Source organism: Cumulibacter soli, assembly GCF_004382795.1.
Taxonomy (GTDB): Bacteria; Actinomycetota; Actinomycetes; order Mycobacteriales; family Antricoccaceae; genus Cumulibacter; species Cumulibacter soli.
The window spans coordinates 559,566-573,746 of record NZ_SMSG01000001.1; the positions used below are offsets into that span (position 1 = coordinate 559,566).

Consider the following 14,181-nt stretch of genomic DNA (forward strand, 5'->3'; position numbering starts at 1 on the left):
CCGCTGCGAATGTCCGATGGAGGCTCCATGACCGCCACCCACACATCCGCCCGACGCTCACACCACCCAGACTCCACCGATAACGAACGGAGCCCAAGCCGTCCACCGGCGGCCGGCACCCCCTGGTTGCCGCGCAAGTACCTACCGCGCACCCGACTCTGGGCCAGGTTGGATATCGCAACTCAGGAGGCCATCACGGTCGTCGTGGCACCAGCCGGATCCGGCAAGACGCTCGGCGTCGCCGGCTGGCTGCAGCAGACGCCTGATGCAGAAGGCGCGATCTGGCTGGATGCGAGTTCGCCTATCACCACCGCCTCCTTCGAGCAGACCATCGACGCGGCAGCCGCACCGAGCGCCAAACCACGCATCGTTGTCATTGATGATGCGCACCTGCTATCCACACGCTGTATCCGGTACATCGAAGAGCGGTTAGAGCACGATCCGGAGTCGCTGCGGTTGGTGTTGCTAACGCGCTGGGATCTCCCGATACGCGGGTTGCTGGCCGAGATGCTTGGCAACCTCACGATTGTGCGTGGCAATGTACTCACGCTCGACGACACCGAGACGGCCTTCCTCATCACGTCGCACGCCGGCGAGCAGCCGCAAACCGTTCACGACATCATCGCCGAGCGCGCACAAGGCTGGTGTGCAGCGGTCGTGCTCGCGGCGCGGGCCTGCGCGGCAGCGAGCTCACCGGACAACTTCGTGCGTTACTACCGCGCCTCCAACGCCGGGACGGCGGACCTATTTGTCTCCGAGGTATTCGCGAGTTTGCAGAGCAGAGAGCGGCACCTCATACTCTGCACCGCAACTGAACCCACCGTCACCGCGGCCACGGCGCGGGAACTGACTAATGATCCCAATGTGGGCGACGTACTCGTGCGCCTGGAAACCACCGGCCTGCTGGTGCACCGAATCTCCGAGGGGCCGTTGCCCGGGGCGCCGGAGGACGATGATGAACATGTCAGGTATCGCCTACATCCGCTGATCGCGGAAATCGCGCGACGTCGGCTCGCGAGTGGTGGCGTGGAGGTGGAGTTAGCGCGCGCAACAGTACGGCGCGCGGCCGACGCGTACGTGGGGCGAGGGCACATCGGAGCTGCGCTACGACTGATGTACGTCACGCGCGAGTTCGAGCGAGTCGCGGGCATCATCGCCGAGAACGGTCCGAGAGTCATCACCCCCGACACCACGACGACGCTGCACGCCGTCGTCAACAATTGCGCCGATGTGCTCGAACAGCACCCGGATACCTGGGCGACGCTCGCGCGCGCCGCGCATCAAGGCGGCGAGATATCAACCGCCGGGTACTGGGCCGAGAAACTGTTCGCGTACCACGCGACGGAGCACAGTAACGCGTCCGCCGTCGACATCGCTTGCACCCGCCTGCAGTACGCGCGCTCGGGCACCGGACCGTCCGCAGCGCTGGTGGCTGATGCCGTACAACTACTCAGTAACACTGGCGACCAGATTCACCACAGCCCGTTCGTCCCCCTCCTTTCGCTCGAGGTCGGGATCGCCGAGAACTGGCTGGGCGACCTCGAGTCGGCACAGCTACACCTCAGCGATGCTCTCGTCGAGAGCCGCGCTATCGGTATGTCGGCGATGGTCGCCGAGGCACTCTCGCACCTGTCAGTCAACGCGTTCATGCGTGGCCATGACGACACGGCTCGAGATCTAGCCGGGGAGGTCCTGGCCGCGGAAGCGATAGCTCGGGGTCCTGCATCGTCGACGACACAACGAGCAGAGATCATCAGCTCGTTGGTACAACTCCAGCGGCCGAACCGACCAGGATCGCCGGAGATCGGCAAGATCTCCCAGCACATTCTCGACGATCCGACGGGGCGATTCTGGCAACAGATCCTGGCCGCCCGTTTGCAGATGTATCAGGGTTCGACGACCACGGCGCAGGACATGCTTCGGGGTGGTCCTGATCAGACCCACCTGCCCCGTCATCTTGAGTTGACGCTGATTGCCGAGCGTTCACGGATGAGCGTTCTGACGCTCGATCATGAGCAATTACGTGACGCTGCCGCCCAGTTCGATCGGTTGGCAGCACCAGGTGAGAGCGACTGGACCCGCGCCATGCTCGCCGACCTCAAGGGCGATCTCGCAGCGGCTGCAGAACTGTATGAAATCGCGGCCGACGTGGCCGACGTGCGACAACCCGACGTACGCGCGATGAGCAGGGTGTGCGCGGCACAGGTGCACCAGCAGTTAGGACACGCGGCGCGCGCCCGCACCATCATCCAAGAAGCGATCGCTCTCTCGGCGCACACCCGTAACCGCTCATCATTCTTGGGGTGGAGTACGCACGGCGCGCCGGTGAGTTGGTTACTACGCGAACACGCGGACGTGGTGGTTCCGTGGGCGAACGAACTTGTCGAGGCGTTCCGCGACTACCCCGGCGTGGTGGCATCGCTGCGACCGCGAACAGCGACCGTTCAGGAATCGAATACGACCGCGGAGCCCGCGGTGCGACCGTCGCTGAGCGCGCGCGAACGAGAAGTGCTCGCCGAATTAGCGCGCGGTGCCACGTATGCCGATATCGCCGCAAACCTCATCGTCAGCGAGAACACGGTGAAGACCCACATCTCAAGCATGTATCACAAACTGTCGGTCGGACGACGCAGCGACGCTTTAGCGGTGGCGCGCAAACTTCAATTGATCTGAGTTCACAGCAAACCCCACTGCTCGGCACTGAGCACGGCGTCACGTCGGCGTTTCACACCAAGTTTGCGGTAGATCGCCCGTTGGTGGGTCCGCACCGTATTCACGGACACGAACAAGTGCTCAGCAATCTCAGCGATCGTCAGCGAACTCGCCAGATAGCGCAACAGGTTGGTTTCGCGCTCGGTCAACGGCGCGAAAGCGCGCGCTGACGCATGCGGTCGACTATCAGCGGTACGCCGAACACGGCTGATCAGGTCGACGATGAAGTCCGGATGTCGACTGCCGAGCGCCAGACGCGCGTTAAGCATTGTGGCGATGCCCGGGACCGCGAGAAGCGGACTCCGAAGTTCATCTGCCGCGGCGAGGTCCAGCGCCTGTTCGAGCACGTCCATCGCTTCGGCATCGGATTCATTCAGCGCAGCCAACTGCTCGAGCTTCTCGTTCAACCGCGACCGCCGCGAACCGGCAGCACCGCCGGTGATCAGGACACCGCTCGCGATCTCGTTAGGTCCGGGCAGTTGGCCGTCGATCTCGCGCGCGATCCGAGATGACATCGTGGCGATTTCGTTCTCGAGTGCGACCGGCAACGATTCCATGTCCGAAGCACTCATTACCGCATCAATCACCATGCGCGCGCTGTGCAGATCTGCATCGGCCAGCAACACCCGCGCTCGCAGAATTTCCACCACAGCCCTGGTGAACGGCTCCGACGTGGTTTCCCGCGCGAACGTCAGCCAACCCTGGGCTACGTCAAGCTCGTCGCGGTCCAGTGCGACACCTAGCAACGCGATGTAGGCGCTGGTCGCCTGCACCGCCGCCGACATCCCAATTCGCCCAAGATCATCGGCTACGCTGCGCCCGGCCTCTTCGGCCGCCACTAGGTCGCCATTGAGCCAGTGTAGGTATGCCAACTGCGCGCGGACGTTGACTTCTGGCAGCACGAACTCTTCGCCCGACGTGCTCGCGGTGGCCTCACACAGGATCGTCATCGCGCGCTCGTGCTCACCCAGCCACAGTTCGCTCGTACCCCAATTGCTCAGCACCAGGACCCGCAGCGAGTACCAATCGGGCAACCCCAACGCGCCAAGCCATGCCGGATCGCTGCGGATCTGCCGGAATCTGGCTCGGGCGCCCTCGATATCCCCAATCCATCGGCGGTTTCCGGCAGCCACCATCTGCAACACGAGGTCGTAGCGTCGCCGTCGCCGACCATGGACTACCTGCAGTTTGTCTCGGGTGACCGTCAATGCGGCGTCATCTACCACCTCGCCCGACATCCCCCGTGCCGCGTATAGCCCAATTGCGAGACCCGGCTGGCTCAGTACGGCCTCCGATGGCAGCGCTTCGAGGATTCGTCGCAGGGTGTCCGGCGGACGACGCATTGTCCAGGTGACGAAATGAGTGCCCACCAAATCAGCGGCCAGGCTCCATTCCTGGGCTTCTATGGAGTGGCGGAACGCGGTCAGCGGCTCGCCCCGACCACGAAACCACGACGCCGCACGTCGCTGCAGCAACCGCCAGGCGCGATCATCCGGCACTCGTCGGCGTACATAATCGCGCAGTAGCGGATGCAGACGGTACCAACCTGGTCGTGCCGAGATCTCATATACGAAGGCGTTCTGACGCGCCAGATCGGCCAGCCGCTCGCCGCTGCCCGTTACCTCCAGTAACGCATCTGCTAGGTCCGCACATACTTCGTTGACAGCGCCGCCTGCAATCAGCAGTTCACGCAGTTCTGGACCTAGGCCGTCGTAGACCTCATGCGTGAGGTAGTCGCCGATATACCCGGTTTCGGAGGACATCGAACGCAGGAATGAGGCTGCGTCGGTGCGCGAACCAGCCGCCATCGCGGCCAGCCGAAGTCCCGCCGCCCAGCCCTTCGTTTTCTCGAGGACCACACCGAGGTCGGGGGCGGTCAGGTCAATCCCGAGCTGGCCAAACAACTCCTTCGCCTCGTCGCGATCGAAACCGATCTCCTCCTCACTCAGTTCGTCCACGAGTCCGGCGGCCCGCAGCCTGCTGAGCGGCCACGGCGGCGATCGCCTGGTCACCACTATGAGCTGGAATCGCGCCGACGCCGTAACGATGAGTTCCACCAACTGTGCGTGGACGTCACGATCGGTGACCTCGTGCAGGTCATCAAGCACCAACACGACGTCCTCGGGCTGCCCGGCGATCCAGCGAACGATATCTGCGGGTGTTTCCTGCGGGGCACGCATCGCACGTTCGTCGATCCCTGGTGGTTTGCGGGCCGGAAGGCTCTCGGCTAGCGCGGAAACGATGGCGGGCCACATTTGCCGCGGGGCTGTCCCGACGGCCGCAACATTGACCCATGCGACGTGACGCCCGCCGGAATCCTTCAACCAGGAGGCAGCCAACAACGTCTTGCCGTAGCCGGCGGGAGCAGTAATCAGAACTGCCCGCGACCGTCCGAGTTTCTCCAAACGTTCAAATAGGCGGGACCGCGCGATGACGTTGTCGACAATGGGCGACCCGGCACGCTGAAAAGCGCTATCCTCCCCCACAATCGCGCGCGACACACGCCCACTTTAATCGGCAGTACCGCTTGACTTCCAAATCCGACGCCGGATGTCGCGGTCGATATTGGCGTTCGGAATCGACCAACTCATTCAGGAATGGTCGTCACGTCGATAATCGTGATTCCGAGCGAATCCAGATAATTCAGCACCCCTTGCAACTCGGACTGGTCCGCAATATTGCCGGAAAGAGTCGTGTGCGCGGGCTGGGTGAGCGGAGTCAGATACGGAAATGCGCTCAGTAGTTCGTCGCTCAACTCCTGGTTGACACGAATCAGCACTCTGGTCATGGCCGGCTACACCCTGCCCTCAGATCGAGGTATGGACCACATCTGAGATCACTCTTAACGACGACTCCCGTCGTGGCCTCACCGGATTTGGGCCATCACCGCCGCAGTAGCCCGGCACGTCGTACACCTCGCGACGCGCACCCGATGTGGCCGCGCTGCGGCTTCACCAGGAATGGGCGAGGACGGCGAGGAGGTGATCGTTGACGCTGGGGGCATCGGAACTGCTTGGGGAGGAACCATGCCACAACCAACGCTCACAGTGTGGAAGTTCGATTCGCCCGACGGCGCAGATCGGGCCGAGCAGACCTTGGAAGACCTGGGGCGGGAGAACATCGTCACCATCCACGACGCCGCCACCGTTTCCTGGGAGAAAGACGCTAAGAAACCCAAGACGCGGCAGCGCACCTCCACCACTGGATCCGGGGCGCTAGGCGGCGGCTTCTGGGGGTTGCTTTTCGGGCTGATCTTCTTTGTCCCCTTGCTCGGTGCGGCTCTCGGCGCGGCGACCGGCGCATTGAGTGGTTCGTTGACCGACGTAGGTATCGACGATGGATTCATCAACCGTGTACGCGACCAGATCACCCCGGGCACCTCAGCCTTGTTTGTGATGACGTCGGATGCGGTAGTCGACAAGGTTCGCGATGCGCTCGCAGGTAATGAACCAGCCGGACTGATCTTCACCAACCTCTCCACCGAACAAGAGGCTGCGATTCGCGACGTATTCCGGGCCGAGTAGCCCGAACAGTCGTCCCGCTACTACGAAGGAGCGCCCCATGAGCACGCCCACCCAGACCACGAAGCGGCCGATGAGTAGTTCCGGCGTATTCGGGGGAACGGCGTTCGCCGTCGCCGTACTCACACTCGTCGGCCTGTTTCAGATCCTCCTGGGCATCGCAGCCGTCGCCGCAGACAAAGTATTCGTATCGGGCGTCGATTACGTCTATATGTTCGATCTGACCGTGTGGGGCTGGATTCATCTCATCGTCGGAATCGTGTCGGTGGCCGTAGCCCTCGGCCTGGCAATGGAGCAGACGTGGGCGCGGATCGCCGGCATCGTCATCGCATCGATCGCTGCGGTCACGCATTTCGCCTTTGTCCCGTATCAGCCGATCTGGAGTCTGATCGTCATCGCATTCTGCGTGCTCGTCATCTGGGCGCTTTCCAGGCAGGTGGACGACGACGTATCGCTGTAGGACTACGACTCGTTACCCGGCCTTGCGTGGAACCGGCAAAGTTCGCACGCTAGCGAGCTGGCAGCCGTAGTGCCGTGGTGAGGGCGGCGAGCGCGACGCGCGGCTTCACGTTCTCCTCCAGCGATGTACGGGTGGCGACGAGTCGATCGAGGGTTCGCAACACCCACGCTTGCGACACCAGATCAGCAACCTCCGCGGCTTGCTCGCGGTGGTCCTCGTGCGCCAACGCCACCTCCGCGCCCACCTGCAGCAGCAACACGTCCCGATAGAAACCGGTCAGGTCTACCAGCGCGCGATCCAACGAATCGCGTTGCACCCGCGTCGCACGGGTCTTCTGCCGGCGTTCCAATTCCTTGATCTGACCGGCCATACCGCGCGCGGCGGTTCCCGCTCCCTTGCCCGTACCGCCGGCCCCAAGAGATTGACTCAACGCCTCCTTCTCCGGCGCATCAAGAGATTCGCTGATCTGCTTGGCTTCGTCCTCTGCGGCCGCTACGAGTTCATCGGCGGCCTGCAGGCATCCCGCCATCGACACCAGCCGCAACGGAACCGACAGCACTGTCTGTCGGCGCTTTCGCGCGTTGGGGTCGGTGGCTAGGCGCTTCGCCCGACCGATGTGCCCCTGCGCCGCGAGCGCGGCCCATTGCGCGATTTCCGGATCGATGCCGTCCCGGTTGATCAATACGTGCGCCACGGCGTCCGCCGGCGGCGTACCGAGCGAAACGACGCGACAGCGCGACCGCACGGTGACCGAGACATCGTCCTCGTGGGTGGTTGGCGCGCACAGCAGGAAGACCGTATGCGGGCTCGGTTCCTCGATCGCTTTCAGCAAGGCGTTCGAGGCTCCTTCGGTGAGGCGGTCGGCGTCCTCGATGATGACGATCTGCCACCGCCGCCCGGATGGCTGGAACGCCGCTACCCGCACGATCTCACGCATCTCCTTAACTGAGATCGACAGGCCCTCGGGGGCGACCACGTGCACGTCGGTATGCGTGCCCACCTTCACGGTGTGGCAATCGGGACATGTGCCGCAGCCACCGAACTGACATTGCAGCGCCTGCGCGAAGGCGCGCGCCGCGGTGCTGCGTCCCGAGCCTGGTGGGCCCACGAACAGCCAGGAATGGGTCATTGACGTACCGGGCCCGGACCCGTCGATCATCTGCGCTGCTGCGCTTGCCGCGCGGGTGAGGACTTCGACGGCCTGCGACTGGCCAACGAGCTGCTCATAGACAGCGGGTGCGTCCATGGCGGTCATCCCAACCGCTCCCGAGCGGCGACGCCGATCTGCGTGGTGACCTCGTCCATCGACGCGGACGCATCGATGACCCGGAATCTCTCGGGTTCGGCGTCGGCGAGGTCCAAAAACCCACGGCGTACGGCGTCGTGAAAAGTCAGTCCTTCGGCCTCGATCCGGTCGCCCTCCCCGTCGCCGCGGGCCCGCTGCAGGCCGGTGCGTGGGTCGACGTCCAGCAGCAGGGTCAGGTCCGGCCAGCAGCCGCTGACGGCAAAGTTCATGATGTCGCGGACGGCGTCAGTATCCAGCCGCCGGCCGGCGCCCTGATATGCGAACGTGGAGTCGGCGTACCGGTCGCAGATGACGATCTTGCCGGCAGCCAACGCGGGCTCGATCACGGTGTCCACGTGATGTGCGCGGTCGGCGGCATACAGCAGAACCTCGGCACGCGGCGTGACGTGATTGCCGGAAGTGAGCAGCATTCGCCGTACGGATCGGCCCAACTCGGTGCCGCCCGGTTCCAGGGTCACTACGACATCGTGACCGTCGGCCCGCAGCGATTCGGCGAGCCGCACGATCTGCGTCGATTTGCCGGCGCCCTCGCCGCCTTCGAACGAAATGAAGAGTCCTCGCACGCGGTCTAACCTACCCGCCGCCACCGTCATCCGGACGGCTGATCGGAGACCGCGTGCTCCCCCTCCGAGCGGATCAGATCCCGACGTACGTGCAGCGCGACCCGCACCTGCCGCAGTAGGTCCGCGTCAAGGTCGTCACCCTCGGCGGAGCGCACCACGACATACCCGCGGACGACGGCTTCACGGCGCTCCAGGAACGCGGCGCGCACGGCGCCCAGAGGGGTGTCGGGATCGACGTCCTTATCCAGGATGACGGTCAGATCCGGGCGCAGGCTCTGCGTGCCCCAGTTCGACAGTCGCAGGATCTCCTCGTTATCGGTCTCGCTCGTCGCGCCGAAATAGGCAACGGTGGTGTCGATGTAGCCCGCGCTGATGACGACCTGTCCCTCGGCGAGCGCCGGCCGGATCACCTTCTCCACGTGCTCGGAGCGATCGGCCGCAGCCAGGAACACGGCGGTCGACGGTAAAACGTCGTCCTCCCCCGGCTCTGCTGCCGCAATGCGGTCCATGATCGCTCCCAGGCGGCGTCCTACTGGGGATTCCGTCGGCTCTCCGGTGAGCACGACGGGGAAACCGTCATCCGTCAACCGGGCCGCAAGCAGTCGCGCCTGCTCGGTGATTCGCGCCCGGTCAGCGCCCTCCACGACAACGAACATGCCCAACTGATTTTCGGCGAACACATCGCGACGGGGTTTCATTCGGCTCATCAACCACCGCACACCCAAGGTTCGATTGGTGACGTTACGGCCGGCGTAGGCGCCGACGAGTAACGCCATCACACCGGCGGCGAGCAAGGTGAGCGCCGAGCCGCTGAAGGTGTAAACCACGTCGCCGATCTGGACAACTCGGTCCCCGAACAGTCCGGCGAGCAACGGGCCCAGGGCCAACGTGATCATCAGCATGATCCGCCCCGAGGACACCACGAAGGAGAAGGTGCGGCCCCGGATGTGCTCCTCGACCTCTTGTCCGATCATGGTGTAACCAAGAATCCAGGCGATTCCGGCGAAGAACCCGACACCGGAGCTGAACACGACGCCCAGCACAAACGTCGGCGCCAGGCCCATCCCCATCAAGAATCCGCCGGCGATCGCGATCGAGACGCCGAAGATGCGTTTGCGGGAAACGGCCGGGAGGACCCGTGGCCCCGCCACCATTCCCGCTGCCAGGCCGGTGAACGCGACGCCCAGCAGAATGCCGTAACCGGCGAACCCGGCATCCAACGAATTGACGTACGTCAGCGCCACCCCAGCGGTGATGCCAGCGGCAGCGAATGCACCGATGACGCCGATGAATAGCGCCCGCACCGTGGGATTGGAGAAGACAAACTTCACGCCTTCGCCCATTAACTTGATGATGCTGTCCTTGCGGTCCTGCTCGCTGGCCGCGTGCCCTGGTAGCAACCGTCGTGACCAGAAAATGATCGCCGCCGACGTGAAATAGGTCGCCGCGTCGACGAACAGCGCGGCGATGACCACGAACTTGGCCTCGGTGAGTCCCGGAGAGGACGCCGCATCGACGAAGAACGAATGGAACCAGGAAAGAATCGCGTAGAACCCCGCGGCCAAAGGAAACGAGCCGTAGATGCTGAACATCAGCACCTGCTGTCCGGGCGCGATCTTTTGTCGCGGAACCGACGACATCCACAGCGTGTTCTTGGAGGCCATGGTGATCAACCCGATAGCCTCAATCGCGAACTGCCCGACGTACATCGTTTTGATGTCATAGGTCAGCGCGATCATCACGTACAGCGCGCCCGCGAGCACCTCGCCGATGATCACGGTCTTACGTCGGTCGAACTTGTCGGCGATGCTGCCCGCGATCGGGGCAAGAATTAGATCCGGCAGCAGCCGGACGATCAGCACGCCGGAGATCGCGGCGGCTTGTCCTTCGACGGAGCCCGATTTGGTGAGTTGCTGCGCGAGTCCCATCATCGCGAGCAGGCCGAGCCAGTCGCCGAAACTAGACAGCCCGATCGCGGCCCACATCCGTCGGAATGCCTTTATGCCCAACAGCGTGTCGCCCGACTTCTGCGGTTTCGGCGCCTTGTCGTTTCGGCGCGCGATCCTCATCTACGCCGCTCCCGCTCTATGCCACCAAAAACGCAGCGAAATCGACCGCCCATCGGCTCTACGGCGGTGCGTGCTCGATTTCGCTGCGTTTTTTGCGGGGATCCGCCCTCGCGCCGGCTCCGCTACTGGATCGACTCGTTTTGCATCGACTCGTTCTGCATCGAATCGTCGAATGTCGGTCGGCACGCGATCACGAGGCATGCGTTCGATCTTAACGAGAACCAGCCTTGATCTCAGTGAACGCGCAGAGCGCCGGCGTGACCAGCACGACCGGGTCGCCCGACCCCGACGCGGCGGATCGCGTGCCGTTCTGCCAGGGTCACCGGCACTACCGAGGCGCCATCCGGTGACCAGCACCGCCGACCGATCGACACCACCCGGTGACCAGCACGACCGGGTCGCCAGCACCGCCCGGCAATCGGCACCGGACGGTGGCCAGCACGACCTGGTTGCCAGGACAATCGAGTCCCCGGCACTGCCCACTACTCGGCGGTGGGCACGAGCAGGTCACCAACGCTGGCTGGCGTTGATGACTACCCAGTGGTCGGGCCATCGATCCCTCAGGTGATCAGCACGACTCCGCAGTACGCCACCCCCGCAACGAGGACCCAGGACAACAAACCAAGCAACAGCGGACGCCCCCCGGCGCGGCGCATCACCCGCCAGCTGATCCCGGTGCCGAGCGCGAACAACGCGACGGCGAGCAAGATCTCCTGCGCGGTACCGGCGATGTCCAGCAGCGTCTCAGGGAACGTGAAGATCGAGTTCAGCAGGATCGCGCCGATAAAGCAGGCTACGAACAACGGGATCAACGCCGGGCGTTTCCGGCTCGGGGACGTCTCAGCGTGGCGCCGCTGGCTCAGATAGAGACCAACGCCGAAGACCAACGGCGCGAGCAGGATTACCCGGGTCAGCTTCACGACGACCGCGGATTCGAGGCTGCCTGGGACGGCGTTACCTGTCGCGACGACCTGCCCTACGTCGTGTACCGACGCGCCGACCCACTGACCGAACGTGAGCGGATCGGTGAGTCCCAGTGGGCGGCTCAGTAGCGGCAGAACGATGATGGCGAGCGAGCCGCACAAGGTGACCAGCGCGACCGAGACGGCGGTGTCATCCTTCTTCCCTTTCGCGAGCGGCTCCATCGCCGCGATGGCTGACGCTCCGCAGATCGAGAACCCGGTGGCGACCAGCAATCCGGTCGCGCGGCGCACCCGCAGCACACGTGCCAGCGCTATCGTCCCGAAGAACGCGATAGTCACGGTGATGAGGACGACGAGTAGGCCCGGACCACCGAGTTCGGCGACTTGGCGCAGCGACAGCGCAAACCCGAGCAGGACGACAGCCACCCGCAACAGCTTCTTACTGGCGAACGTCAGACCACTGCCTGCGGCGTCCGGCACCATCCGCAGATTCACGCACAATGCACCGAGAGCGACCGCAATCGTTCCTGGCTGTACACCGGGCAACCACGCGTGCACCAGGTATCCGATGCCGGCACCGGCGCCCGCCATCAGCAGTCCGGGTAAGACGGACTTGGTCCATGTCAGGGCGTTTTGGCCTCGGGTCGCAGTAACAGTCACGGGGCCAGTCTGGTTGCTTTCCTCGCGAGCCGGTACCACCGAACTCAGAATGCGGGCCATAGGATTTGACTATGACCCGCCCGCCTGATCCTGAGGCGCTGCGGCTGTTCATGTCGGTGGTCGATCTTGGATCGATTGGCGCGGCAGCCCGCGCCGAACAGATCAGCCAGCCGACCGCGAGCACCCGCATCGCGGCGCTTGAGCGACACCTAGGCGTCACCTTGCTGCGGCGTACACCTGCCGGCAGCCGGCTCACCGATGACGGCCGAGTGGTTGCCGAGTGGGCGACGGAGGTGCTGCGGGCGATGGATGATTTGACCCGCGGCGTGGAGGCGTTGCGGCAGCGCGGCCGCTCGCGGCTACGCCTGGCGGCCAGTCAAACCGTGGCCGAGTTCTTGGTGCCACGGTGGCTATCGGTGCTGCGCGCGGACCAGCCGGAGGCGAAGATCCGGTTGCATGTCGGCAATTCCGCGGAGGTCATCGCGCGACTGCGCCGCCGCGAAGCAGACCTCGGCTTCGTCGAGAGCCCCCGCACGCCCGATGATCTGCACTCGATCAACGTCGGCGAGGACGAACTCGTTCTCGTTGGGCCCGCCGGTACGCCGTCGACGACCTTAAGCGCCGAGGACCTACTAACACTGCGGTTAATCACCCGCGAAGTCGGCTCGGGCACCCGCGACACCCTCGAACGCGCGATCGGACGCCTCAGCCCGCAGGCGATCGAACGCGCCAGCAACTCCGAAGTGAAACTCGCCGTCATGTCCGGCGCCGGTCATGCGGTGCTGTCTCGGTTGGCGGTCGGCGCCGAAATAGCCGATGGCCGCCTGGTGCACGTGCCGTTGCGGAATATCGACCTGCGCCGTGCGCTGCGTGCGCTGGTGCCGCCGGAGGCCGCCGCCAATGATCTGGTACGTGATCGGTTGATCCAGATCGCCGCGCAGCCACACTGAGCGCTGCCCCCGGTCCGGGCTCGCCGCACGCGGCGCAACTACCATGACCTGCGCCTGGTACACGCGCACTCGCCAGGCGGAGGAGATTTGTCTTGGCCTACACCATCACCACAGTCAACGTCAACGGCATCCGTGCCGCCGTACGCCGCGGCGGGATCGAGTGGCTCACCGCCGCCGAACCGGACGTCATCACGATGCAGGAGGTCCGCGGATCGGATGCGCATCTGGACGCCGCATTAGCCGGCACCGCATTCGAAGGGTGGCACCGGGCGCACGCCGTCTCGGACGCCGCCGGGCGGGCCGGTGTAGCTGTGTTATCTCGCGTTGAGCCGGACGCCCTTCGGGTCGGACTCGACGACTTCACCACCGACGGACGCTGGATCGAGGTCGACCTGCCGTCACCGCAACATGGCGTACTGACCGTGGTGTCGGCGTACGTGCACACCGGCGAGGCCGACACCGATAAACAGGTCGAGAAGATGCGATTCATGGACGCGATGAAGCAGCGTTTCGCCGAATTCGCGGCACGATCTGCTGCCGACGAGGGCGAAGCGTTGATCACCGGCGACCTGAACGTGGCGCACCGCGATGTGGACATCAAGAACTGGAAAGGCAACGTCAAGAAGTCGGGGTTCCTTCCGCAGGAGCGGGCCTACTTCGACGAGTGGCTCGGACACGGCTGGGACCGCGACGCGGCCGACCCATCACCGATTTCTCACGACGGCGACTGGGTCGACCTCGGTCGCAAGTTCGGCGGAGACGGGCCGGGCCCGTACACCTGGTGGTCCTGGCGCGGTAAAGCGTTCGATAACGACTCGGGTTGGCGAATTGATTATCAGCTCGCGACCCGACGGCTCGCCGAACGGGCCGACTCAGCGCTCGTCGGACGGGCCCCGACGTACGCCGAACGGTGGAGCGATCACGCACCCCTGACGGTCACCTTCAGCTAAGCGGCCAGGGCCGCTCGTGACCCGAAGGCCCCCGGCGGCGGGCGCACGAGGCGGGTAGGTTCGGGAT

General features: G+C 64.5%; 11 protein-coding genes. 5 read left to right on the forward strand and 6 right to left on the reverse strand.

Going from position 1 to position 14,181, the window contains the following annotated elements:
* Positions 1-27 precede the first annotated feature (27 nt).
* Positions 28-2,673 (forward strand): LuxR C-terminal-related transcriptional regulator, encoded by a 2,646-nt coding sequence (locus E1H16_RS02715; RefSeq protein WP_166741595.1) that lies wholly within the window; start codon positions 28-30, stop codon positions 2,671-2,673.
* 2 nt (positions 2,674-2,675) lie between these two features.
* Here E1H16_RS02715 and E1H16_RS02720 read toward each other — a convergent pair whose 3' ends face one another.
* Together E1H16_RS02720 and E1H16_RS02725 are read right to left on the reverse strand one after the other, a co-directional pair.
* Positions 2,676-5,213, reverse strand: coding sequence for a winged helix-turn-helix domain-containing protein (locus tag E1H16_RS02720; RefSeq protein ID WP_134322131.1), 2,538 nt, complete (start codon positions 5,211-5,213; stop codon positions 2,676-2,678).
* 86 nt (positions 5,214-5,299) lie between these two features.
* Positions 5,300-5,500, reverse strand: a complete 201-nt coding sequence (locus E1H16_RS02725) for a hypothetical protein (protein WP_134322132.1) — start codon at positions 5,498-5,500, stop codon at positions 5,300-5,302.
* A 238-nt stretch (positions 5,501-5,738) separates the two neighbouring features.
* Between E1H16_RS02725 and E1H16_RS02730 the strand changes: the two genes are divergently transcribed.
* Both E1H16_RS02730 and E1H16_RS02735 read left to right on the forward strand, forming a co-directional pair.
* Complete coding sequence (locus E1H16_RS02730) at positions 5,739-6,236, forward strand: DUF1269 domain-containing protein (RefSeq protein WP_134322133.1); 498 nt, start codon at positions 5,739-5,741, stop codon at positions 6,234-6,236.
* Between the two features lie 37 nt (positions 6,237-6,273).
* Entirely contained in the window at positions 6,274-6,693 is a 420-nt protein-coding gene (locus tag E1H16_RS02735; protein ID WP_134322134.1) for a DUF7144 family membrane protein, read from the forward strand.
* 49 nt (positions 6,694-6,742) lie between these two features.
* Here E1H16_RS02735 and E1H16_RS02740 read toward each other — a convergent pair whose 3' ends face one another.
* The 4 genes from E1H16_RS02740 to E1H16_RS02755 all read right to left on the reverse strand — a co-directional run bounded on the left by E1H16_RS02740 (position 6,743) and on the right by E1H16_RS02755 (position 12,214).
* The gene (locus E1H16_RS02740) at positions 6,743-7,939 is read right to left on the reverse strand and encodes a DNA polymerase III subunit delta' (RefSeq protein ID WP_134322135.1); all 1,197 of its coding nucleotides are present in this window, start codon (positions 7,937-7,939) and stop codon (positions 6,743-6,745) included.
* Positions 7,940-7,944: 5 nt separating this feature from the next.
* Entirely contained in the window at positions 7,945-8,562 is a 618-nt protein-coding gene (gene tmk / locus E1H16_RS02745) for a dTMP kinase (RefSeq protein WP_243837588.1), read from the reverse strand.
* 26 nt (positions 8,563-8,588) lie between these two features.
* Positions 8,589-10,631: a dTMP kinase gene (tmk, locus tag E1H16_RS02750; protein ID WP_134322137.1), complete on the reverse strand. Its 2,043-nt coding sequence runs from the start codon at positions 10,629-10,631 to the stop codon at positions 8,589-8,591.
* Between the two features lie 560 nt (positions 10,632-11,191).
* Complete coding sequence (locus E1H16_RS02755; protein ID WP_208378810.1) at positions 11,192-12,214, reverse strand: YeiH family protein; 1,023 nt, start codon at positions 12,212-12,214, stop codon at positions 11,192-11,194.
* A 71-nt stretch (positions 12,215-12,285) separates the two neighbouring features.
* Between E1H16_RS02755 and E1H16_RS02760 the strand changes: the two genes are divergently transcribed.
* A complete protein-coding gene (locus tag E1H16_RS02760; protein WP_134322139.1) occupies positions 12,286-13,164 on the forward strand; it encodes a LysR family transcriptional regulator in 879 nt (292 codons plus the stop codon).
* A gap of 92 nt (positions 13,165-13,256) precedes the next feature.
* Positions 13,257-14,114, forward strand: coding sequence for an exodeoxyribonuclease III (locus E1H16_RS02765; protein WP_134322140.1), 858 nt, complete (start codon positions 13,257-13,259; stop codon positions 14,112-14,114).
* Positions 14,115-14,181: the final 67 nt, after the last annotated feature.

Bases quoted from the DNA above. Each gene is read 5' to 3' on its own strand.
- E1H16_RS02715 (WP_166741595.1), top strand. From the start codon at position 28: ATGACCGCCACCCACACATCCGCCCGACGCTCACACCACCCAGACTCC.
- E1H16_RS02725 (WP_134322132.1), bottom strand. From the start codon at position 5,500: ATGACCAGAGTGCTGATTCGTGTCAACCAGGAGTTGAGCGACGAACTA.
- E1H16_RS02730 (WP_134322133.1), top strand. From the start codon at position 5,739: ATGCCACAACCAACGCTCACAGTGTGGAAGTTCGATTCGCCCGACGGC.
- E1H16_RS02735 (WP_134322134.1), top strand. From the start codon at position 6,274: ATGAGCACGCCCACCCAGACCACGAAGCGGCCGATGAGTAGTTCCGGC.
- E1H16_RS02740 (WP_134322135.1), bottom strand. From the start codon at position 7,939: ATGGACGCACCCGCTGTCTATGAGCAGCTCGTTGGCCAGTCGCAGGCC.
- tmk (WP_134322137.1), bottom strand. From the start codon at position 10,631: ATGAGGATCGCGCGCCGAAACGACAAGGCGCCGAAACCGCAGAAGTCG.
- E1H16_RS02760 (WP_134322139.1), top strand. From the start codon at position 12,286: ATGACCCGCCCGCCTGATCCTGAGGCGCTGCGGCTGTTCATGTCGGTG.